Annotated in this window: 19 protein-coding genes, 1 tRNA gene and 1 riboswitch; of the genes, 1 reads left to right on the plus strand and 19 read right to left on the minus strand. The window is 31.6% G+C overall.

All coding sequences use genetic code 11. The features are described 5' to 3' along the window. Window positions 1-434: 434 nt before the first annotated feature. From Lupro_RS06290 to rfbA, 8 genes are all read right to left on the minus strand, one after another. Complete coding sequence (locus Lupro_RS06290; protein WP_068205741.1) at window positions 435-1631, minus strand: IS4 family transposase; 1197 nt, start codon at window positions 1629-1631, stop codon at window positions 435-437. A gap of 468 nt (window positions 1632-2099) precedes the next feature. Continuing rightward, window positions 2100-3425, minus strand: a complete 1326-nt coding sequence (locus Lupro_RS06295; protein ID WP_068207470.1) for a UDP-glucose dehydrogenase family protein — start codon at window positions 3423-3425, stop codon at window positions 2100-2102. A 102-nt stretch (window positions 3426-3527) separates the two neighbouring features. Beyond that, window positions 3528-3743, minus strand: a complete 216-nt coding sequence (locus Lupro_RS13145; protein WP_227807497.1) for a four helix bundle protein — start codon at window positions 3741-3743, stop codon at window positions 3528-3530. Between the two features lie 185 nt (window positions 3744-3928). Beyond that, the gene (locus tag Lupro_RS06300; protein ID WP_068207472.1) at window positions 3929-5212 is read right to left on the minus strand and encodes a nucleotide sugar dehydrogenase; all 1284 of its coding nucleotides are present in this window, start codon (window positions 5210-5212) and stop codon (window positions 3929-3931) included. A gap of 314 nt (window positions 5213-5526) precedes the next feature. After that, a complete protein-coding gene (gene rfbB / locus Lupro_RS06305; RefSeq protein WP_068207475.1) occupies window positions 5527-6537 on the minus strand; it encodes a dTDP-glucose 4,6-dehydratase in 1011 nt (336 codons plus the stop codon). Window positions 6538-6780: 243 nt separating this feature from the next. Continuing rightward, window positions 6781-7641 carry a dTDP-4-dehydrorhamnose reductase gene (gene rfbD, locus Lupro_RS06310; protein ID WP_068207476.1) on the minus strand — a complete coding sequence of 287 codons (861 nt, stop codon included), beginning with the start codon at window positions 7639-7641 and terminating at the stop codon, window positions 6781-6783. After that, window positions 7642-8208, minus strand: a complete 567-nt coding sequence (gene rfbC / locus Lupro_RS06315; protein ID WP_068207479.1) for a dTDP-4-dehydrorhamnose 3,5-epimerase — start codon at window positions 8206-8208, stop codon at window positions 7642-7644. 163 nt (window positions 8209-8371) lie between these two features. Next, entirely contained in the window at window positions 8372-9247 is an 876-nt protein-coding gene (gene rfbA / locus Lupro_RS06320) for a glucose-1-phosphate thymidylyltransferase RfbA (protein ID WP_068207482.1), read from the minus strand. A 719-nt stretch (window positions 9248-9966) separates the two neighbouring features. On the opposite strand from rfbA, the gene Lupro_RS06325 reads away from it, so the two are divergent. Continuing rightward, window positions 9967-10146, plus strand: coding sequence for a hypothetical protein (locus Lupro_RS06325; RefSeq protein ID WP_068207484.1), 180 nt, complete (start codon window positions 9967-9969; stop codon window positions 10144-10146). Between the two features lie 373 nt (window positions 10147-10519). Here Lupro_RS06325 and Lupro_RS06330 read toward each other — a convergent pair whose 3' ends face one another. The 11 genes from Lupro_RS06330 to Lupro_RS06380 all read right to left on the minus strand — a co-directional run bounded on the left by Lupro_RS06330 (window position 10520) and on the right by Lupro_RS06380 (window position 23065). Next, entirely contained in the window at window positions 10520-11137 is a 618-nt protein-coding gene (locus Lupro_RS06330) for a hypothetical protein (RefSeq protein WP_068207487.1), read from the minus strand. Window positions 11138-11386: 249 nt separating this feature from the next. Beyond that, window positions 11387-11460, minus strand: a tRNA-Asp gene (locus Lupro_RS06335). Window positions 11461-11525: 65 nt separating this feature from the next. Continuing rightward, window positions 11526-12449 carry a DUF58 domain-containing protein gene (locus tag Lupro_RS06340; RefSeq protein ID WP_179945748.1) on the minus strand — a complete coding sequence of 308 codons (924 nt, stop codon included), beginning with the start codon at window positions 12447-12449 and terminating at the stop codon, window positions 11526-11528. A 97-nt stretch (window positions 12450-12546) separates the two neighbouring features. Next, window positions 12547-12864, minus strand: a complete 318-nt coding sequence (trxA, locus tag Lupro_RS06345) for a thioredoxin (RefSeq protein WP_068207493.1) — start codon at window positions 12862-12864, stop codon at window positions 12547-12549. Window positions 12865-12980: 116 nt separating this feature from the next. Next, window positions 12981-13934, minus strand: a complete 954-nt coding sequence (gene metF / locus Lupro_RS06350) for a methylenetetrahydrofolate reductase [NAD(P)H] (RefSeq protein ID WP_068207496.1) — start codon at window positions 13932-13934, stop codon at window positions 12981-12983. Between the two features lie 225 nt (window positions 13935-14159). Beyond that, window positions 14160-16838 carry a methionine synthase gene (metH, locus tag Lupro_RS06355; protein ID WP_082703932.1) on the minus strand — a complete coding sequence of 893 codons (2679 nt, stop codon included), beginning with the start codon at window positions 16836-16838 and terminating at the stop codon, window positions 14160-14162. A gap of 66 nt (window positions 16839-16904) precedes the next feature. Continuing rightward, window positions 16905-17897 (minus strand): homocysteine S-methyltransferase family protein, encoded by a 993-nt coding sequence (locus Lupro_RS06360; RefSeq protein ID WP_068207501.1) that lies wholly within the window; start codon window positions 17895-17897, stop codon window positions 16905-16907. A gap of 213 nt (window positions 17898-18110) precedes the next feature. Then, window positions 18111-18215, minus strand: a riboswitch (SAM riboswitch). Window positions 18216-18292: 77 nt separating this feature from the next. Then, window positions 18293-18868, minus strand: a complete 576-nt coding sequence (locus Lupro_RS06365) for a precorrin-2 dehydrogenase/sirohydrochlorin ferrochelatase family protein (protein ID WP_068207505.1) — start codon at window positions 18866-18868, stop codon at window positions 18293-18295. Between the two features lie 10 nt (window positions 18869-18878). After that, window positions 18879-19649, minus strand: coding sequence for a uroporphyrinogen-III C-methyltransferase (cobA, locus tag Lupro_RS06370; protein ID WP_068207509.1), 771 nt, complete (start codon window positions 19647-19649; stop codon window positions 18879-18881). Continuing rightward, window positions 19627-21729, minus strand: a complete 2103-nt coding sequence (locus Lupro_RS06375; protein WP_068207513.1) for a nitrite/sulfite reductase — start codon at window positions 21727-21729, stop codon at window positions 19627-19629. The genes cobA and Lupro_RS06375 overlap by 23 nt, the downstream gene beginning before the upstream one ends. 88 nt (window positions 21730-21817) lie before the next feature. After that, window positions 21818-23065, minus strand: a complete 1248-nt coding sequence (locus tag Lupro_RS06380; RefSeq protein ID WP_068207516.1) for a sulfate adenylyltransferase subunit 1 — start codon at window positions 23063-23065, stop codon at window positions 21818-21820. Between the last annotated feature and the right edge of the window lie 17 nt (window positions 23066-23082).

The following is a 23082-nucleotide window of genomic DNA, read 5'->3' on the forward strand; positions in this document are numbered from 1 at the left end:
AAGTCTCGATAGGCCGTTTGAATAATTACCAGCATTGCAAACGTAACGAAACAATCTTATAATTGGAACTACAACACAATAGATTACCGCGTCGCTATCGCGTCTCGTAATGACGGATGGATTAGTCTGTTCGAGTGCCGTAGTGAAATGAAGGTGTATCGAGAACTAATTATTTGAAATAACTTTTTCTCTCTTTTACTTACTGTCCTTTTTTGCATTGTCCAATACTTTTTCATTGATAAAAAGTATTCAAAAATCTAGGCTTACAATACTTTCCCTAAATTTTTTATTCAATTTCTAAATTTCAGAAACTCGCTTTACTGGTTTTTAACTGTTTTTCATTAGTGTCCGATAAAACTACGAATTTTAATTAAACCCATCTTTGATCCCAATAAATACGCTTTATATTTTTCTTTTTGATTTAGCAAGGTGTCTTACTTAAAAAGTTGCAGTTGTATATCTGGAGGTTTAGATGTTAGTTCCCACCATTGTTTGTTTGGATTTTCGAGAAATTTAAACAGATCAATGTAGGTCATCAGATGAAATCTCATCACAGAAATCATATTTGAATATGCCCATTTCCGTTTGATTTTTCGTTGAATAACTAGTATAATGAGTTGAATAATTAATGCTGACCATATCTGAATTTCTATTGCATTTTGATTATCTCCAAGAAAATATTTAAGAGGGAAGTTCTGCTTAAGTCTTTTAAACATTGTTTCAATCTGCCATCTGTGTTTGTATATATCGGCTACTTGGTCTGGAGATATTTCTACATTATTGGTGATAAACTCATACACTTTTTCTTGTGTAGCATCCCAATAAGCAACTCTTCTTATTTGAATAGATGTATCGTCTTTTTTTATCAATATAAGTTCATCTTTTAGCACTGCATCACTTGTTTTGTCTGCTAAATCAAATTCTTTAATGCTTTTATAGACAGCATTGTCTTTTTGGCGAGTTACAAAGTAAATATCATTTAAAGTCCACTCTAAATATTGGAGATAATCATTGTATGCTTTATCAAAAACTACAAAAGAATCTTTCTCTAAATTTAACTCTTTTAAAAAGGTGTGGTCGTGAGTAGCAGCACTGCTAAAACGTATCAGACAAGGTACATCTTCCAAAGCATTTATCATTGTGTGCATCTTGATACCTCCTTTCTTTTTGCCATTAAGAGGATTACGACCAACTCCTTTTAAAATATCACTAAATAGGCTGATTGTGGTAGAATCTACAATTTTTAAATTCTTTATTGTTGGTTTTAATGGACTGCTGTCCGATAAAAACGGAGCATAGCGTTGCAATAGTTTTGAATAAATTGCGCCAAAGACTTCACTGGTTCTCTTCCTGTTGGCATCTGATAATGTACTTCGTTTTGGAAAATGTTTTAGGTTTAAATGACTGATACGTCCTTCACAGGCTAATAAAACGGTCGACAACTCTCTAAGTGAGGATACTCCGCTCATTGTGGCATATAGCATCGTGACTAAATGGTCGTAGGTTTTGAACTTTTTATAATATCTGTCGCTATTATAGGTTTTGGCTGTCCGAGTAATATCTTCTTGTGGGATATACTTTAAAATTTGTTTAATTATGGGAGTTCCGCTAAAGTGTGTACTTTTGTTCATATCTCAATTTTGTAGTAAAAATCAAGATATAAATAAAGCAGGAAATCCAAAATGGAAATCCTGCTTTTAAAAATGTTTATCGGACACTAATAACTGTTTTTATAATTCGTAAAGCTCTAACAGTCTGAAATTTGCTGCGAAATTTTCATCGCAAATTTTACGCTAAAGTCTCGATAGGCCGTTTGAATAATTACCAGCATTGCAAACGTAACGAAACAATCTTATAATTGGAACTACAACACAATAGATTACCACGTCGCTCTCACGTCTCGTAATGACGGTTTTTACATCTCACCCTGAGCACAGCCGAAGGGCTCACTTCTCACTTCTCACTTCTCACTTCTCACTTCTCACTTCTCACTTCTCACTTCTCACTTCTCACTTCTCACTTCTCACTTCTCACCCTGAGCGCAGCCGAAGGGCTCACTTCTCACTTCTCACCTCTCACCCTGAGCGCAGCCGAAGGACTTACTTTTTCCCTATTTGATAGTACTCAAACCCTTTCGTTTCTAAATTAAAAACATTGTATTGGTTACGGCCATCAAAAATGATAGGATTTTTAAGTAGTTTTTTAATCTCGGTAAAATCTGGAGAACGGAATTCTTTCCACTCGGTTAAAAGCACCAGAGCATCAGCATTTTCTAAGGCTTGGTATTTTGAATTAACATAATTTACTTTAGCCATGTTTTTTAAGTAAAAGTTTTTTGCTTCACCCATTGCTTTTGGATCGTATGCCAAAATAGATGCTCCTTTTTTTATCAACTCTTTGATAACATAAATGGCTGGTGCTTCACGCATATCATCGGTTCCAGGTTTAAATGCTAATCCCCAAACACCAAAGATTTTTCCCGATAAATTCTCACCAAAACGTTGTGTAATTTTTTGAGCAATCACTAGTTTCTGAGCATTGTTAACTTCCTCTACACTACTAATTAATTTTGCTTCGTAGTTATGCTCTAGTGCTATTTTTTGAAGTGCTTTTACATCTTTAGGAAAACATGAGCCTCCATAACCACAACCCGGATAAATAAAGTTATAGCCTATTCTTTCATCTGAACCAATTCCTATGCGAACCATATTAGCATCTGCTCCTACTTTTTCACATATATTGGCAATCTCGTTCATAAATGAAATTTTGGTTGCTAACATTGCATTCGCCGCATATTTGGTCATTTCTGCCGAGCGTATATCCATTACTATAAAACGATCGTGCGACATACAAAATGGTGCATATAATTGCTTCATTTTTTCTATGGCAGTTGCTGTTTCTGCACCAATAATAACACGATCTGGCTTCATAAAATCGTTGATTGCTGCACCTTCTTTTAAAAATTCAGGGTTTGATACTACATCAAAAGGAATTGCTTCACCTCGTATATTTAATTCTTTTTGAATGGTTATTTTTACTTTATCGGCCGTACCAACTGGCACCGTAGATTTATCGACTACAACCAATGACTTTTGCATATTTTCTCCAATAGATTTTGCAACTTCCAATACATATTGAAGGTCTGCTGAGCCATCATTACCCATAGGAGTTCCTACTGCAATAAATACAATTTCAGTATCTTTTATGGCTGTTTTTAAATCTGTTGTAAATAATAAATTCCCTTTTTTTGAATTTTTTAAAACCATGGGTTCTAAACCTGGTTCATATATAGGAATTATTCCTTGTTGAAGGTTTTTAATTTTTTGGACATCTATATCTACACAGGTTACTTTATTTCCCATTTCCGAAAAACAAGTTCCTGATACCAACCCTACATACCCTGTGCCTATTACTGTTATGTTCATTTTTTGTTTATTACTTTGGCTAAGACTAAATTACTAGTTCTAGATAAGAATCTTCGTTTTGCTCTTAATTTTTTTTCAATATTTTTTTCTCAATGCGCTTATTCACTTTTGCAAACTTATTAATTCTTCTATAATATCTGACGAATTTTCACTGTTAATAAATTCCCTTTCTTTGGCTATTCTTACTTGTGTTTCTAATTCAAAAGCAGAACCTAAACTAATTTCTAAAAACCGTCCAAAATCTTTTTCTGAATTTCTTGATGCTCCTTCAGCAATATTTGAAGGTATTGAAACAGCAGCTCGTGTTATTTGAAAAATTAACGTAAATTCTCGCTCTTAGGAAATTTACCTACAATTTTGTAAATCTCATTTACTATTTTCATACCATCAATCCACACATCGTACTTTCTAAAATTCCTCATAGCATTTTATTTAACGAAGATGAAAATCTAAATATCAACTCCAAACAAGAGTTTTAGTTTTGATCTTAGTTCACCCCTCTTTTACAGCTTTCCATCAACTTGGCATTTCAATACTCCTTTTACATCATAAACAACGCTTTTTTTGTTAAGGTAATTAGAAAAATCTAAGTGTAAAAACTCTTGGTGAGCAACTGCCAATACAACTCCGTCAAATGTTGCTTTTGGCATAGTATTAAGTGTTTTAATACCGTACTCTTTAAATACTTCATCTGGGTTTGCCCAAGGATCAAAAACAGTTACCTCAATTCCAAAATCTTCTAAATTTTTAATTACATCAACTACTTTTGTATTTCTAACATCTGGGCAATTTTCTTTAAAGGTAATTCCCAATACTAAAATTTTAGCAGCTTTTATTTTTATATCATTTTTAACAAACAACTTTATAACTTCTGATGCTACATAATGCCCCATACTATCATTCATCCTTCTTCCCGCTAAAATAATTTCAGGATGATACCCAACTTCTTGTGCTTTTTGCGCTAAATAATACGGATCTACGCCTATACAGTGCCCTCCAACCAAACCGGGTTTAAATGGTAAAAAATTCCATTTTGTGCCAGCAGCTTCTAATACGGCATTGGTATCAATGTTTAGTAAATTAAAAATTTTAGCCAACTCATTTACAAAGGCAATATTAATATCTCGCTGTGAGTTTTCAATTACTTTTGCGGCTTCAGCAACTTTTATTGAAGGTGCTAAATGGGTACCTGCTGTTATTACCGATGCATATAATTGGTTTATCTCTTCTCCTATTTCAGGTGTTGAACCCGAAGTTACTTTTAATATTTTTTCAACCGTATGTTTTTTATCTCCCGGATTAATTCGTTCAGGAGAATAGCCAGCAAAAAAATCGGTATTAAACATTAGTGCTGATTTTTTTTCTAAAATTGGGATGCAAACTTCTTCAGTAGCTCCTGGATACACGGTAGATTCATAAATAACCACATCGTTTTTCTTTAAAACACTTCCAACCGTTTCACTAGATTTTACTAAGGGTGTTAAATCTGGCTTATTATTACTATCAACTGGAGTAGGCACCGTAATTATATAATAATTGCATTGTTCAATATCTTGAATATTGGTAGTGCAATACAGCCCTTTTACTGTTGAGGTAGCTTTTACCAATACTTTTTGTAGCATTTCATTTTCAATTTCTAAGGTTGTATCAATACCTTTTTTTAGTTCTTCAACACGTTTTTTATTAATGTCAAACCCAATTACTGAATATTTAGTAGCAAATAAACGAGCCAAGGGCAATCCTACATATCCTAGTCCAATAATTGCAATTTTAATTTCTTTTTCCATTTATTTTCTATACTTATTTTAATACACTTAGGTATTGTTTACGTTTCGCTTATTAAAACTGTTCTCGATACTATTTTTCTTCATTCCATTTCTAAAAATTACTCGAACTGACAAAATGTAGCGTCATTACGAGGAGCTAGCGACGTGGTAATCTTTTTCTTTATAGTTTTGAACATGAGATTGCTTCGTTGCACTCGCAATGACGGCTTCTCACTTCTCACTTTTCATCCTGAGCGTAGCCGAAGGGCTCACTTCTCACTTCTCACTTCTCGCTTCTCACTTCTCACCTTTCATCCTGAGCGGAGCCGAAGGGCTCACTTATATTTTTCCAAATACCATTTAACTGTTTTTAATATCCCTGAATCAAAATTCTCATCAGCTTTCCATCCCAATTCATTTTCAATTTTAGTAGCATCAATGGCATATCTATAATCATGACCTGCTCTATCTGCTACATAGGTAATTTGATTTTTATACGTTTTCCCTTTTTGAGGGACTAAATTATCTAACAATTCACAAATTTTAGTTACAATATAGTTGTTATTTTGTTCGTTTTCACCTCCAATATTATACACTTCTCCAGATTTACCATTATGAAAAGCTAAATCAATTCCCTTACAATGATCTAGCACATACAACCAATCTCTAATATTTGTTCCATCACCATAAACAGGTATGTTTTCTCCTGCCAATGCCTTTCTAATTACGGTAGGTATTAATTTTTCGTCGTGCTGTTTTGGACCGTAATTATTTGAACAGTTGGTAATTACAGTGTTCATACCATAGGTGTGGTGGTAACTACGCACAATCATATCACTACCTGCTTTTGATGCGCTGTAAGGTGAGTTGGGTGCATAGGGTGTTTTTTCTGTAAACAAACCGGTTTCCCCTAAACTACCATACACTTCGTCTGTTGATACGTGTAAAAATTTATTTGCTTCAAATCCTTTTTTATAAACAAATGGTTTTTCCATCCAGTATTTATAGGCCACATCTAACAGCGTAAATGTGCCTTTCACATTGGTTTTAATAAAAATTTCAGGACCATCAATAGAATTATCTACATGAGATTCAGCCGCTAAATGAATGACTCCATGAATGTAATAATGATGAAAAACACGTTCTATTAAATCTCTATCGCAAATATCTCCATGTACAAAAGTATAATTTGGTGCTTTCTCTACTGCTTTTAAGTTTTCTGAATTTCCTGCGTAGGTTAACAAATCTATATTTACAATATTATAATCTGGGTATTTTTTTACTAAATATTCTATTAAATTAGATCCTATAAATCCGGCACCTCCTGTAACTAATATTGATTTCATATTCTATGCTATTTATTCCTTTTATATTTGGTGTATCTAACTAACAAATACTTCTTTTATTGCTTGAAAATACTTATTCTATTATTGCCTCTTTAAAAAAGTTAAAGGTAAAATTTTTAAAAAGAAAGACAAAGACTTTAAGTTGTTATTTTAGAGGGCAAAAGTACTACAGTTAAAGAGATGCATACCTGTTTGGCTGGTATTGTGCCGTTAAGTTTAAACACAAAACACCTGTTTTTATTTCTATTTGAATTGTGTTATACAAATTTTAAGAGCCTCTTTCCAATGGGAAATTTTTACATCAAATACTTTTTGAATTTTATGCGAATCAAGCAAACTAAATTTAGGTCTTTTTGCTACTGTTTTGAATTGCGCTGTAGTAACAGGTACTATTTTACAGTTGTTTTTAGAAATTTTTACGATCTCTTCAGCAAATTGAAACCAACTACATGCTCCCTCATTTGCATAGTGGTAAATTTGAGCTCCTTTACCTTTAATTAAAGGTGTTATTTGCAAAATAACCTTTGCTAAATCACAAGCATACGTTGGTGAACCAATTTGATCTGAAATTACTGAAATACTTTCTTTTTCTGCACTTAGCTTTCGTATTGTTTTTACAAAGTTTTTACCAAATGATGAGTACAACCAAGCTGTTCTTATTATTACAGCATTTGGCGGATTTACCTTTAATAGTGCGCGCTCTCCATTTAATTTACTAGTTCCGTATACGTTTTGAGGGTTTGTATTCTCTTTTTCTGTATAAGGTGTGTTTGAATTCCCATCAAAAACATAATCGGTTGAAATATGAATTAATTTCAACTGCTGTGCCTTAGCTATTTCAGCTAAATTTTTAACGGCTAAATGGTTAATTTTATTTGCTAAGTCTGGTTCATCTTCAGCTTTATCAACATTCGTATATGCGGCACAGTTTATAAGTACTTCAATTTTGTTTTTTGAGATAAAAGCTGAAACAGCTTTGAAATTGGTAATATCTAACTCGCTTTTATCTGTAAAAAAAAAGTTGTAGTTTAAAAAAACATTTTCTAAACTGGCTAATGCTAACCCTAATTGCCCTTTTGAGCCTGTAACAAGCACATTTATCATTTAATACGTTTTGTTATTCTCAAAAATATCTGCATTTTTAAATAGAGGTTGCGCTTTATCTTTTTCAGAAATAATAAGTTCTTTTTCATCTAATTTCCAATCAATTCCTAAAAAATTATCATTGTATATAATTCCTCTTTCTGCTTCTTGATTGTAATAATTATCTACTTTGTACATAAAAATAACCTCATCACTTAATCCTACATACCCATGAGCAAAGCCTCTTGGGATAAATAGCTGATATTTGTTCTCTTCACTAATTTCAATAGCGATGTATTTCCCAAAAGTTGGAGCATTTTTTCTAATATCTACAACAACATCTAGTACGCTTCCTTTTACAACCCGTACCAATTTAGATTGCGCAAAAGGAGGCAATTGGTAGTGCAACCCTCTTAATACTCCTTTTGTTGATTTTGCTTCATTATCTTGGCAAAAATTGACTGGGTAACCTATAAAGTTTTCAAATGTATTTTTTTTAAAAGATTCAAAAAAATAACCTCTGTCATCATTAAAAACAGTGGGTTTACACAAAACGACTTCAGGAATTTCAGTTTTTATAAATTTCATAGAATAAAAGTTTAAAAGAAAAGAGGTTTAAGCTTATTTTTTTGAATTTTTGATGCTCTTTAACCTAAAATATTTATTAATAGATCAACTTCTTCCCTTTATCAAAAGAGTTTTTATATTTATAATTAAAAATCGCTACTTAAATTGCAATCTTATACTTTTTTTAATCTTTAAGCAAATTCAACAAATACTGTCCGTATTCATTTTTTTTCAATGGTTCTGCTAATTTTCTTAATTGATTTGCATTGATATACCCTTTGTCAAAGGCAATTTCTTCAATACAAGCCACTTTTAGCCCTTGTCTCTTTTCAATTGTTTGGATAAAATTTGACGCTTCTAACAAAGAATCTTGCGTACCGGTGTCTAACCAAGCATACCCACGTCCCATCATTTTCATTGTTAACTTATTTTGTTTTAAATAGGTTTGGTTTACAGCAGTTATTTCCAATTCACCTCTTGCACTAGGCTTTATGTTTTTTGCAATTTTAACCACACTATTAGGGTAAAAATACAACCCAACTACTGCATAATCACTTTTAGGTTGTTTTGGTTTTTCTTCAATGCTTAGTACATTTCCGTTTTTATCAAATTCGGCTACGCCATACCTTTCAGGGTCTTGTACATAATAGCCAAAAATTGATGCTTTCTTTTTGTTTAAAACCGTATTTACAGCATCACTAAACAATTTTTCAATTCCTGCTCCATAAAAAATATTATCTCCTAAAATTAAACAAACATCGTCTTCTCCAATAAATGAATCACCTAAAATAAATGCTTGTGCTAACCCGTCTGGTGATGGTTGTTCTTTATATGAAAATTGCATTCCTAAATCACTTCCATCTCCCAATAATTTTTTAAAATTAGGCAAATCTTGTGGTGTAGAAATAATCAATACTTCTTTTATTCCTGAAAGCATTAATACTGAGAGTGGATAATAAATCATTGGTTTATCATAGATTGCCAATAATTGTTTGGAAGTTCCTTTTGTAATTGGATACAATCGGGTACCTGTACCTCCTGCTAAAATAATTCCTTTCATCGCTGTATATTTACTACTTTAAACTTATTGGATACCTCAAATTATTTCCAACAAATTGCTTATACTGCGAAAATAATGATTTAATATTTAATTTTAGTTTATAAATTTAAACGATTTAAAAAGTTCTAATCTAATTCTATTTAGAAAAGCAGTAAATTTAGTTAGGTGTTTAAAAATTATGCGCCAAAACATTTTTGCTTAAAACCATACAAATTAAAACTGAATTTTAACATACAAATTATCTAAATACGATATTAAAACTTCCCTCATTCAGCATATTTCTATTAATAACCTTACTTGTTTTAACTTCACTTAAAAACCCTAAAAACCTACCGTTTAATTGGAAAAAAGAGACGCTAAAACATTCTATTCATTTTTCTAAATTCAATATGAAGATTACTAATATAAATGTAAAAACAAGTGTAATTTACGGTACTTTACATCCTTAAAACAAATTTAAAACCCGCTTAATTAACTAATAACTAGCTACATATAACGTTTTAAATTTGCATTTTTTAAAAAAATGTGTTATATTAAGCATCTGCCAAAACCTATTAGTTTAAAACTCCAGATAACTTTTTAGTGTTTAATTACACCATAACCAAAGAGTATAATTTTATAAAAACAGCACAATTTTAGGTCTTTTCTTTTAAAGACTTAAGAGTACTTTGGGGAGTTATTAACAATAATGATTGTACAATTTAAATAACTATAACATTATGGAAGAATTAGATTTAAACAACATGAAATTACCACTTTCTAAAAAAAGATTTAGCAAATTGAGAAATGCTATTAGAACAGGACGTGTAAAATGGATGGAAATGTCAGAAGAATTAATGTACTCTTATCAAGATTTTTGGAAGTCTGAGAAATATAAAAATATGGAAAAAATAGATTAATAATTATTGTTTTTGGATTATTTTTATTGAGCAGAATACGTATTATTTTTGAATATACATGAACTTTAAAATTTAGATTTGGAAAATATATCAGCACCTTAGAACTTAGTTTTAAGTGGGATATTCCTATTCTTGAAACTATTCAAGTTCTAAATGTTTGTTTAATTGTCATGAACATAACTTCTAAAGAAATAATCACCTAAAATAACGTTCTTTGTAGTGTTGATGAAGTTGTTTTTTAAAATTTTAACTAAAAAATTACGTATGCAACAAGTTACCAATAGTTCATATAATTCCAAAGGCTACTGGAAGTTTAAAACAAACCCAATAGCCTTTAGTATTACCTTAATCTAAAACCTTATTTATTACAAGTTTAATTGTTGTCGAAAATAATTCCATCACAAGATTTTCCGCTAGTATAGTAAAGAGCATCTATCTGATTTTTAGTATACATTTTTTTATATTTTTTTGCGAATTTCATTAAATCTTGCTCTATACTATTGTTTATTAAGCCCGCAGTAAATGCAGATTTCCACTTAATTCCTCCTTTTTTACTTTTAGCAACTCTAAATTCATTGTAAGGTTCACACATTACATACGTTGGAATACCATTTAACCGGTGAACTGTTGCCTTTTGCTTAGTTTCTGAAGTTGGTTCATCAGTAAATTTAATAGCCGTAACATTTTTCCCACTAGTGTAAATTACCGCATCAATTTGTTTATTATCTTTTGTCGCTTTTTTAACAATTCCTTTTATAAACTTACCAACTTTAGTAGAGATACTATTATTAATCAACCCTCCTGTTAAATAACTTGACCAGTTAATACTTTGTCCTTTACCATAAACAATTTCGTAAGGTCTAACTGGTTCATTTAAAATGTACGCCTCTACTCCATTTACGACATATACTTCTGCAAAATACTTCTTTTGAGCTAGAGAATTGAAAGTAAGAAAGATTGTTAATACTATTAAAGTAACGTTTTTTTTCATAATGATTTATTTTAAATTTTAATGTTTGTTATTTTATTTATTTAAAAATGAATTGCCATTTTTTAAATTAAAATATTTAAAAGTTCGCTAAATTAACAAATAATTTACCAATACATACCCCTATAAATAATTTAGAATAAATCTAAAAAAAGCCGAAGAATTTAAGTGCTTTAAAGCAACCCACTATTTATACTAAAAAGAAAAAAGCCTTGCAAACTCAATGTTTATAAGGCTTTGAAAAATTAAAAGCGGTCTGGACGGGACTCGAACCCGCGACCCCCTGCGTGACAGGCAGGTATTCTAACCAGCTGAACTACCAGACCGTTGCTCTTAGCGGATGCAAATATAATAGCGTTTTTTGTATTTGCAAAGGTTTTTTTAATAAATATTATAAAAATCGCTTTCTACTTATTAAATACGAAACTAATATCTCGGAAAACCCTTTGTGAATATCTACTGGAACATAATCAATTTTGTACTGCATACATTTCAACTTCAGGCTTTTAAAATAGTTTTCAACTTCTGTTTTGTACTGTTTCTTTATAGAGGAAGCATACAAGTTTATCTGTTCTCCTGTTTCAACATCAACAAATTTATTTAGGGTATTTTTAAAATCAAAATTCAATTCTAATTTGCCATCATAGGTATGAAACAAAACTACTTCATGTTTATTGTACTTTAAATGACGTAAGGCTTCAAATAACTCATGTTCATTTTTAGTTGTTTGAAACATATCTGTAAACAAAAAAATTAATGATCTTCTGTGAATATTTTCTGCTATTTCATGTAAAACCTTATACGTATTAGTTGATGCTTTAGATTTATTAGTTAACAAGCTTTTTAATTCGTTAATTAACATTCTCCTATGCCTTTCACTCCCTTTTGCAGGTGCGTAATACTCATATTTATCACTGTAAATACTCAATCCTACAGCATCTCTTTGGTGTTTCAAAATTTCCATTAACGAGACAGAAGCAATTACTGAAAATGCTATTTTTGACACGTTATTTACAGTAGGGTTTTTAACTATTGGGAAATGCATTGAAGCCGAATTATCAATAATTAAATGGCAGCGTAAATTGGTTTCTTCTTCGTAACGCTTTGTAAATAATTTTTTTGTTTTTGCATATAATTTCCAATCGATATGACGCGTGCTTTCTCCTTTATTATACAACCTATGCTCAGCAAATTCAACTGAAAACCCATGAAACGGACTTTTATGCATCCCTGTAATAAACCCTTCAACTACTTGATTTGCTAACAACTCAAGATTATCTATTTCAGAATTATTTTTTTCTATTAAAGGACTCATTTTTATTTTATTAACACTGGTAAATATAGTGTTTTAACAGAAAAGGCTTGACAATTTGTCAAGCCTTTTCTTCAAAAAATTAAAAAGTTACGATTTTCTATAGATGTGCATTTATTTTTTGTTCATACACTGATTTTGGTGCAACTCCTACTTGTTTTTCAACAACTTCCCCATTTTTAAAAACTAAAACTGTAGGTATATTTCTAACTCCGTATTTAGCAGCAAATTGTTGGTGTGCATCAACATCAACTTTTGCTATAATTGCTTTCCCTTCGTATTCTGAGTGTAATTGCTCCATAATAGGACCCACCATTCTACAAGGCCCACACCATGCTGCCCAAAAATCAACCATTACTGGTTTATCTGATTTTAAAACTACTTCGTCAAAAGTTGCATCTGTTACTTCTAATGCCATAATCTATATTTTTTAATATTAATTTTTCTAAGTTACATGCAAAAGTAATCAAATATTTCACTATAGCAATTTAACTTACATTACTTTTATTTATGATACTATTATTAAAAGTAATTTTAAAAAACTTTGGAAGCTATTTCTTTTATATTATCCGATTTGCCCATAGAGTAAAAATGTACTACAGGCACACCTGCAGCAACCAATTCTTTTGATTGTTGTATAGCCCATTCAACACCTACTTGTCTTACTTCTTTATTATCCTTGCACTTTTCAATTTCACGAATTAATATTTCAGGCAAATCCAATTTAAATACTTGAGGTAATATTTGTAAATGACGTTTTATAGCAACTGGTTTAATGCCTGGAATTATAGGTACGGTAATTCCAATATTGCGTGCCTTTTTAACAAAATCAAAATACTTTTTATTATCAAAAAACATTTGAGTTACCACATAATCGGCTCCTGCATCTACTTTTTCCTTTAATCTTCTTAAATCTGTCTCTAAACTGGGAGATTCTAAATGTTTTTCAGGATATCCTGCTACTCCAATACAAAAATTAGAATTATAAGGTGTTTCTATTATTTCATGTAAATATTTTCCTTTATTTAAATTGTTAATTTGTTTTACCAACTCCGACGCATATTGATGGCCTCCTTTTGTAGCTTTAAAGTATTGTTCATGCTTCATAGCATCACCACGCAAAGCCATCACATTATCTAACCCTAAGTAATGGCAATCTACCAACACATATTCTGTTTCTTCTTTGGTAAAACCCCCACAAAGCACATGAGGAATTGCATCTACATTGTATTTATATTTCAACGAAGCACAAATACCAACCGTTCCAGGTCGCATACGTGTAATTTTACGATCTAGCAAATCTCCTTTTTGAATGTAAATATGTTCTTCTCTTGAGGTGGTTACATCAATAAAAGGAGGGTTAAATTCCATTAACGGATCAATATTATTGTACAATTCCTGTATATTTTGTCCTTTTTGTGGTGGCACTATTTCAAAAGAAAATAGTGTTTTTCCATTGGCTTGTTCTATGTGTTCTGTAACTTTCATTTTATAATTATTATGGCGTTCCCTTTCAGGTCGCGCTATCCGTTATATCTTTTTTTCCGTTTCCCTCAAAAAAGGATACCACTGCTATCGCTAACGCACTGTGTTTGTTAATTTCAATTCATATTAAAATATATGCCTTCAACAAGTGCAGAATAACATTGCTTCGCAAACTACCTTCTTAGTCAAAACAGCGTTTATTTATTTTCACTTATACCATTAGATGCCTTATTCTGCCAAATTTGGACTCAACCATTTTTTAGCAGTTTCAACATCCATTTTTTTTCTAATAGCAAAAGCTTTAACTTGCTCTAATGTTATTTTTCCCAATCCAAAATATTTTGCTTTTTCATTTGCAAAATAATATCCTGAAACGGATGCTGCAGGCCACATTGCCAAACTATCTGTTAGCTCAACACCAATAGTTTCTTTTACTTTCAACAGTTTCCAAATTGTCAATTTCTCTGTATGATCCGGACAAGCAGGATATCCTGGAGCAGGTCTAATTCCTTTGTATTCTTCTTTTATCAATTCTTGGTTAGACAATGTTTCTGAGGTTGCGTATCCCCAATATTTTGTACGTACTTCTTTGTGTAAATATTCGGCAAAAGCCTCTGCCAACCTATCAGCCAATGATTTTATAAGTATTGAGTTATAATCATCGTGATCTTTTTCAAATTCGGCAGCCAATTCAGCCGTTCCAAAACCTGTAGACACACAAAAACTTCCTACATAATCTTCAATTCCCGTTTCCTTTGGAGCTATAAAATCTGCCAAAGCTATATTAGGAATGCCTTCTTTCTTTTTTAATTGTTGACGTAAAGTTCTAAATTCAACTTGTGGCTTATCTCTATGTTCATTCGTATAAACTTCAATATTATCTTCAACAGCGTTAGCAGGGAAAATTCCAAATACAGCTTTGGCTTTTAATAACTTTTCATCGAGTATTTTCTGCAATAAAATTTTTGCGTCTTTAAATAAATTGGTAGCCTCTTCTCCCACAACTTCATCGGTTAAAATTGCAGGGTATTTTCCATGTAATTCCCAAGTTCTAAAAAACGGACTCCAATCTATATAATCTAATAGCTTTGATAAGTCAAAATCATCGATAACCTGAGTTCCAATAAAATTTGGCTTGTGTATTTTTGTTAAATTCCAATCAATTTTAAACTTGTTTTTTCTGGCTTCAGTTAACGTTAAATATTCTTTTCGTTTAGAACGATTTAAAAATCCGTTACGAACTTTAACATAATCTTCTTTTATATCTCCAATATACTTCTGGTTAAATCTTTTATTTAATAAATCGCCCACAACTGTAACAGCTCTTGAAGCATCGTGCACATGTACTACAGCGTTTTTATATTGTGGATCAATTTTAACTGCTGTATGTGCTTTTGAGGTTGTTGCACCTCCAATTAACAAAGGAACTTTAAAATTTTGACGTTCCATTTCTTTGGCTAAGTACACCATTTCATCTAATGAAGGTGTTATTAAACCACTTAAACCTATAATATCAACTTTTTGAGCTTTTGCAGTTTCAATTATTTTTTCAGGCGCAACCATAACTCCTAAATCCAAAATATCATAATTATTACAGCCTAAAACCACTCCTACAATATTTTTACCAATATCATGCACATCGCCTTTTACAGTTGCCAATAAAATTTTACCATTTGTTTGAATTACTCCACCCTTATTTGCTTCAATAAACGGCAATAAATAAGCAACTGCTTTTTTCATTACACGAGCAGATTTTACCACTTGCGGTAAAAACATTTTCCCTTCTCCAAATAAATCTCCTACTACGTTCATACCAAGCATTAAATTGCCTTCAATAACTTCTATTGGCTGTGATGCATTTTTTCTTGCTTCTTCAACATCTTCTAAAATAAATTCATCTATACCTCTTACCAAGGCATGTGTAATTCTATTTTGTACTGGCTTTTCTCTCCAAGATAAATCAACTTTTTGTACCGCTTTTGAACCTTTTACGGTTTCAGCAAAGGTTAATAATCTCTCAGTAGCATCTTCTCTTCTATCTAAAATTACATCTTCAACATGGGTTAATAAATCTTTCGGAATTTCATCATACACTTCAAGCATCGCCGGATTTACAATTCCTATATTCATTCCTGCTTTTATAGCGTAGTATAAAAATACGGAATGCATTGCCTCTCTTACACCATTATTCCCACGAAATGAAAAAGACACATTACTTACACCTCCGCTAACACTTGCATTTGGTAAATTTGTACGAACCCAACGTGTTGCCTCTATAAAATCAATGGCATTTTTTTTGTGTTCTTCCATTCCTGTTGCCACAGGAAATACATTTAAATCGAAAATAATATCTTCTGATGGAAAGCCAATTTTATTTACTAAAATTTCATACGAACGTTTGGCTATTTCAATTCTACGTTGGTAATTATCTGCTTGTCCAACTTCATCAAAAGCCATTACAATTACTGCGGATCCGTACATTTTAATAAGTTGTGCATGGTGTATAAATGCTTCTTCTCCTTCTTTTAAACTAATAGAATTTACCACACATTTACCTTGTGCTACTTGTAAACCAGCTTCAATAATTTCCCATTTAGAACTATCAATCATTATAGGAACTCTGGCAATATCTGGTTCGGCAGCAATTAAGTTCATAAAACGAACCATTGCTTTTTTACCATCAATTAAACCATCATCCATATTAATATCAATTATTTGAGCTCCACCTTCAACTTGATGACGTGCAACTGCCAAGGCCTCATCAAATTTTTCCTCTTTAATCAATCTTAAAAACTTACGAGAACCCGCAACATTGGTACGTTCACCAACATTTATAAAATTGCTGTTTTGGCTCAATATTAAAGGTTCTAACCCTGCAAGTTTTAAATATTTTTCTTTTTTATTCATTTTTTTATGATCAGATTCTAAATTAGGTTCAGAACGACGTATCAATTAATTTATATCCTTTTAAACTCAAACTATTTTTCTAGGCTTATATTTAGCAGCTATTTCTGAAATTGCTTTGATATGTACTGGTGTTGTTCCACAACAGCCTCCTATTATATTGATTAAATTCTTTTTTAAATACTCTTCAATTTGCATAGCCATTTCTTTAGGGGTTTCATCATATTCTCCAAAATGATTCGGCAAACCTGCATTTGGATGTGCAGATATTCCAAATGGCGTTTTATTGGCTATTGCTTCTAAATGCGGCTGTAACATATTAGCTCCTAAAGCGCAGTTAAAACCTATAGTTAAAAGTGGAATATGTGATACTGAAATTAAAAAGGCTTCTGCTGTTTGACCTGATAAGGTTCTTCCACTGGCATCTGTAATAGTACCGCTCACCATAATTGGAATATCTATATTTTGCTCACTTTTAATTTCTTCAATTGCAAATAAAGCGGCCTTTGCATTTAGTGTGTCAAAAACGGTTTCAACCATTAATAAATCTACCCCTCCATCTATCAACGCTTCTGCTTGTTGTTTGTAGGCTGTTTTTAAATCGTTAAAAGTTACCGCTCTATAACCAGGGTCATTTACATCTGGAGACATACTTGCTGTTTTATTTGTTGGCCCTATAGAACCGGCTACAAAACGAGGTTTTAAAGGGTTTTTAGCCGTGTATTCTTGCGCCGCTTCTTTAGCTATTTTAGCAGATTGGAAATTAATTTCATAAACATATTCTTCCATTTCATAATCAGCCATAGCAATGGTAGTTCCAGAAAATGTATTGGTTTCAATAATATCGGCACCTGCTTCTAAATATTTTTTATGAATTTCTTTAATAGCTGCTGGTTGCGTAATGGAAAGCATATCATTATTTCCTTTTACCGAAACATGAAAATCTTTAAACTGTTCACCTCTATAATCTTCTTCAGAAAATTTATAGGCTTGTAACATGGTTCCCATAGCTCCATCTAATACTAAAATTCGTTTTTTTATTTCTTCTTGAATTGTGCTCATCTTTATTATTTTGCTCCTTTTGATGTTGCAGTTGTCCTGTTTTACTGTTTATTACTATATTTCTTACTCTTTGTTTTGCGTTAGGGATTGCAGCATTGTTTGAGCTCTTTTTGTTTTTTAACAAAAAAGCGAGTGCGCAAAGCCCGACCGTTTACGGTAACGCCCAAATAAATAGTATTAAAAAAGAAGAAGTTTTCTATGTGAAGTTTTCTTGTGTTATCTTCCCACTAATATGCGGTAGAATGTAGCACCTTCTCTATAAATAAAGGGTTGCTAAGGCTTCAACAGGTCTATTCCCTCTGCCTTTCTTAATAACTAATTATCAGTTTATTTATGAACTTGACTGCAAATAAACGGAATATGCTGTTTATTTACAAGTGAAATTAGATTTTTATCTATTTAATTAACAATGTTTTAGTTAATTTGTTTAGCTGCAACACTTTATTTGAAAAGTTATCTTTTAGCGTTTCTCTGTATAAATCGAGATTTTCTGTTAATTCGTTAATATTATTGGGAATTACTTCTTCAAAATATTGCCGTAATCGTTTGGTTAGTATTGGTGATTTACCGTTGGTAGAAATGGCTATTTTTACGTTGCCTTTGGTTACAATTCCTCCCAAATAAAAATCGCACAACTTTGGTGTATCAGCAACATTTACCAGTATGTTTTTTGCTTTGGAATCTGTGTAAATTTGTTTGTTCACTTCACTATTATTGGTTGCTGCAATAACAATGTGTTGTTTGTGTAAAAGGCTTTTATCATATTCGCCAAACATTATTGGTGTATTGTGCTTTAAGGCTATTTTTTTTAGTTTACTTGTAAAACTTTTGGCAACTACCAATACTTTTGCATGTGGACTAGATTTTAACAGGAAGTGTAATTTTTCATAAGCCACTTTGCCTCCTCCTACAATTAAAACATTTAATTGTGAAACTTTTAAAAAAATTGGATATAATTCGTTTTGTTCCATTTTCTGTTTTTTATAAAAGTTCTAAATTTATTTTTTCATAAAAAGAACGCAGCTTAATACTTTCTTTAACAACTTCGCCTATAACAATTACTGCTGGAGAACCTAATTGCTTTTCTTTTACCACCTCAATAATAGTATTTATAGTTCCTAATCCTATCTTTTCACTAGTAGTAGTTCCGTTTTGAATAATTGCGGTTGGAACGTTCTCTTTATGGAATTTTTTAAAAACGGCAACAATTTCTTTCAGCTTGCTCATTCCCATTAAAATAACTACTGTTGCAGTTGATTGGGCTGCTAAACTCAAATCTTGAGACAATTTATCTTCTGAAGTAGTTCCTGTAATTACCCAAAAACTTTCAGAAACACCTCTTTTGGTTAACGAGATTCCCTGACTTGAAGGTACAGCCATTGTAGAAGAAATTCCTGAAATAACTTTGGTTTCAATGCCAAAAGATGCGATATAGTCTATTTCTTCGGCTCCACGACCAAATATAAATGGGTCTCCTCCTTTTAAACGAACTACATTGCCATATTGAAAAGCATTTTTTACCATCAATTCATTTATTTCATTTTGTGAATAGCTATGAAAACCATTTCGCTTTCCAACAAATATTCGTTTCGCATTTTTTGAAATGTATTTTAACAATTCTCTATTTATCAACGCATCGTATAAAACAACGGTTGCTTTTTCTAATGCTTTTACACCTTTAACAGTAATTAAATCTGGATCACCTGGTCCAGCTCCAATAAGGGTAACTTTAGGCTTGTTGGTTGTTTCCATTACTTCGTGTTTTAGTTCTATAAGTAGTTACTTTTTTATAAAAAAACGCTGCATCTTGTACGTATTTAGTAGTAAACTCTTTTGAAGGTTTATTCTTTTTTATTTGATAAACAAATTCAGAAAATGGAGTCTCTAATTTAATTTTATCACTAAACAATTTTTCAAATTCAGTAATAATTATTGCTTGTGTATTTGTTTTTTCTTCTTTAGTTAATAGTAATGCTTTGGCTGTATTCACCATACTTGTATACGCATAATACGCACTGTCAGAAAACTGATTTAATTGAAGAGACGCTTTGGCTTGTTCTATTTTTTCTTCACTCTCAAATAATAGGGTTGCTACCAAATCTATTACTACTCCTGCACATTCACCAATACCAACCGTATTTATATACTGCTCATTACTTCCCCAATCCATAAAATCTTTTTGCTGTAAGTTAGACGTATCTGCTAATGGTTTTAAAAGCTTGTAAAAATAATGCTCTTGCTTTCTGTCGTAATACTTTAAAAACGTTTCTTTATCCTCCTTTTTTGTTTCAAAATCATTAAGTAAATAACGCAATGCTTCAGGACCTCTTTTACTTGGAATTTTTATTACTTTATCTGAAAATCTTCCTTTTCCATTTCCAATAATTCCACCACCAAGTAATACTTGCAATGCTGGTGCAACTAAATTTCCTGATTTAATAGCCATTCCTTGAAAACCTATATGAGCCATCGCATGTTGCCCACAAGCATTCATACAACCGCTAATTTTTATAGTAATGTCTTTATTATTTTTATAATGAGGGTATTCATTGGTCAAAACTTTTTCAAGTTCTTTGGTTATTCCTGTACTGCTTGCTATTCCTAAATTACATGTATCTGTACCTGGGCAAGCTGTAATATCTACTAAACTATTATATCCTGTTTCTGCAAAACCTAACTTCTTTAATTCAACATAAAAAAAAGGCAATAATTCTTCTTTTACATGACGAATTAATATATTTTGCCTTAATGATAAGCGCAATTCATTGGCTGCGTACTTTTTTATTAAATGAGCTAATAAACGTGCTTTATCTGTATAAAAATTGCCTAAATGAATTTTAATACCAATAGCAAACAATCCTTGTTGTTTTTGTGGAATTACATTGGTTTCCTTCCACAAATTATAAGTCTCCATATTTTTTATTTTAACTGAAGGTATTTTTATTTCAGGTAAAATAATTTCTTTATCAAATTTAGCTGTATCAATTTTATAGGTTTGATTTGAAAGTGCTTTATGCTCCTCTTTAACCAGTTTAACAAACGCTACCAAACCAATTTGCTGTACTAAAAATTTCAATCTGGCTCGTGATCTTTTAGTTCGTTCACCATATCTATCAAACACCCGTAAAACAGCTTCTATTAATGGGATAATTTTATCTACTGAAATAAATTCACACATTACATTTGCCGGCCTTGGTTGCGAACCCAAGCCTCCTCCAATCAGTATTTTAAACCCTTTTTCACCTTTATTTAGTTTCGCTATAAAGCCTAAATCGTTTATAAAACTCAACGCCGTATCTTCATCAGTCCCAGAAAATGAAATTTTAAATTTTCGTCCCATTTCTTGACATATAGGGTTTCTTAAAAAGAATTCAAAAACAGCTTGAGCGTAAGGAGATACATCAAAAGGTTCTTTTATGTCAATTCCAGCAGTTTCTGAAGCTGTAACATTACGAACTGTATTTCCACAAGCTTCTCGTAAGGTAATTTCATCCTGTTCCAATTCAGCCCATAACTCGGGTGTTTTCTCTAAACTCACATGGTGAATTTGAATGTCTTGCCGCGTTGTAATATGCAATCTTCCTCTTGAATATGTATCTGAAACCTCTGCAATTCTATGCAGTTGTTCACTTGAAACTTTTCCGTAGGGAAGTTTAATACGAATCATTTGCACGCCAAACTGACGTTGCCCATAAATACCGCGAGCAAGTCGTAAACTTCTAAAACGTGCTTCGTCAATTTTTCCTTCGTAATAAAGGGCTATTTTATTTTCTAAATCTAGAATATCCTTAGAAATAATAGGGTTTTCAATTTCAGATTTGAAATTTTTCATACTATTTAATTTTTATAATTGGCAACAAGAATCCCTACTTCATAAAAAATATGAAGTGTTTCTACATCCAAAATTTTATTTTTTAATTTTACCTTATAAAACCAACACCAACGGTATTATTTGTTTGAGAATCTATTAAAATAAAGGCTCCGTTTGTTCTGTGTTCTTTAAATGAATCGAAAAAAATAGGTTTATTTAGTTGTAATGATACAGAAGCAATATCGTTCATTTGCAAACTAGAAATATTGGTTTTAACACCTGAAAAATCTGTTTCAATTTTATTGTTTATAGCACTTACTTTAGCTAACACTTTATGAACTCCATGTTGTAATATATACTTAGCTCCTGCTGTTAGTTCTTTGTTACACATCCATGATAGAGTTGCTGTAAATTGTTTTTCAATTTTAGGTAATTCGTTTACTTTTACAATCATATCACCTCTGCTAACATTCACATCATTTTCCAATACTACTGAAATTGAAGATCTACGAGCTGCACTGTTGTATTTTTTTCCATTAAAGTTAATTTCTTTAACCCTTGTTTTTGTTTTTGATGGTAATACAACCACTTCATCACCAACTTTTATTTCACCTCCATATACTTTCCCTGCATAACCTCTATAATCATGAAATTCTGCTGTTTTTGGCCTAATTACATATTGAACTGGAAATCGCATTTTCCCATTGTTATAGATATCTTTTGTATCTAATTTTTCTAAATGTTCCAGTAAAGTTTGTCCTTTATACCATGTCATTATAGTTGATGACTCAACAACATTATCACCTTTTAAAGCACTAACAGGAATAAATGTAATATTTTGATTTTCATAATCACTTTTTGCAACTAGCTTTTGAAAATCACTTTTTATTTCATTGTATCTTTCTTCAGAAAAAGCTACCAAATCCATTTTATTAATAGCTACAATTACATCTTTAATACGAAGCAAATTATTGATAAAAAAGTGACGATACGTTTGTTCTATAACACCGTGTCTTGCATCAATTAATATAATAGCAGCTTGAGATGTTGAGGCTCCTGTTACCATATTTCTGGTGTATTCTACATGGCCTGGAGTATCGGCAATTATATAGCTTCTTGTATTTGTTGAAAAATAGATATGAGCTACATCAATTGTAATACCTTGTTCACGCTCTGCAACTAAACCATCAGTGGCTAATGAAAAATCTAAATAGTCATAGCCTTTTTGTTTGCTACTACGTTCTATGGCTTCTAGTTTGTCTTCTGTTAATGATTTTGTGTCGTATAATAATCTACCTATTAAGGTGCTTTTACCATCATCTACACTTCCTGCTGTTGCTATTTTTAAAACTTCCATTCTTTATATTATTATGA

It is taken from the genome of Lutibacter profundi (genome assembly GCF_001543325.1).
Classification (GTDB): Bacteria; Bacteroidota; Bacteroidia; order Flavobacteriales; family Flavobacteriaceae; genus Lutibacter; species Lutibacter profundi.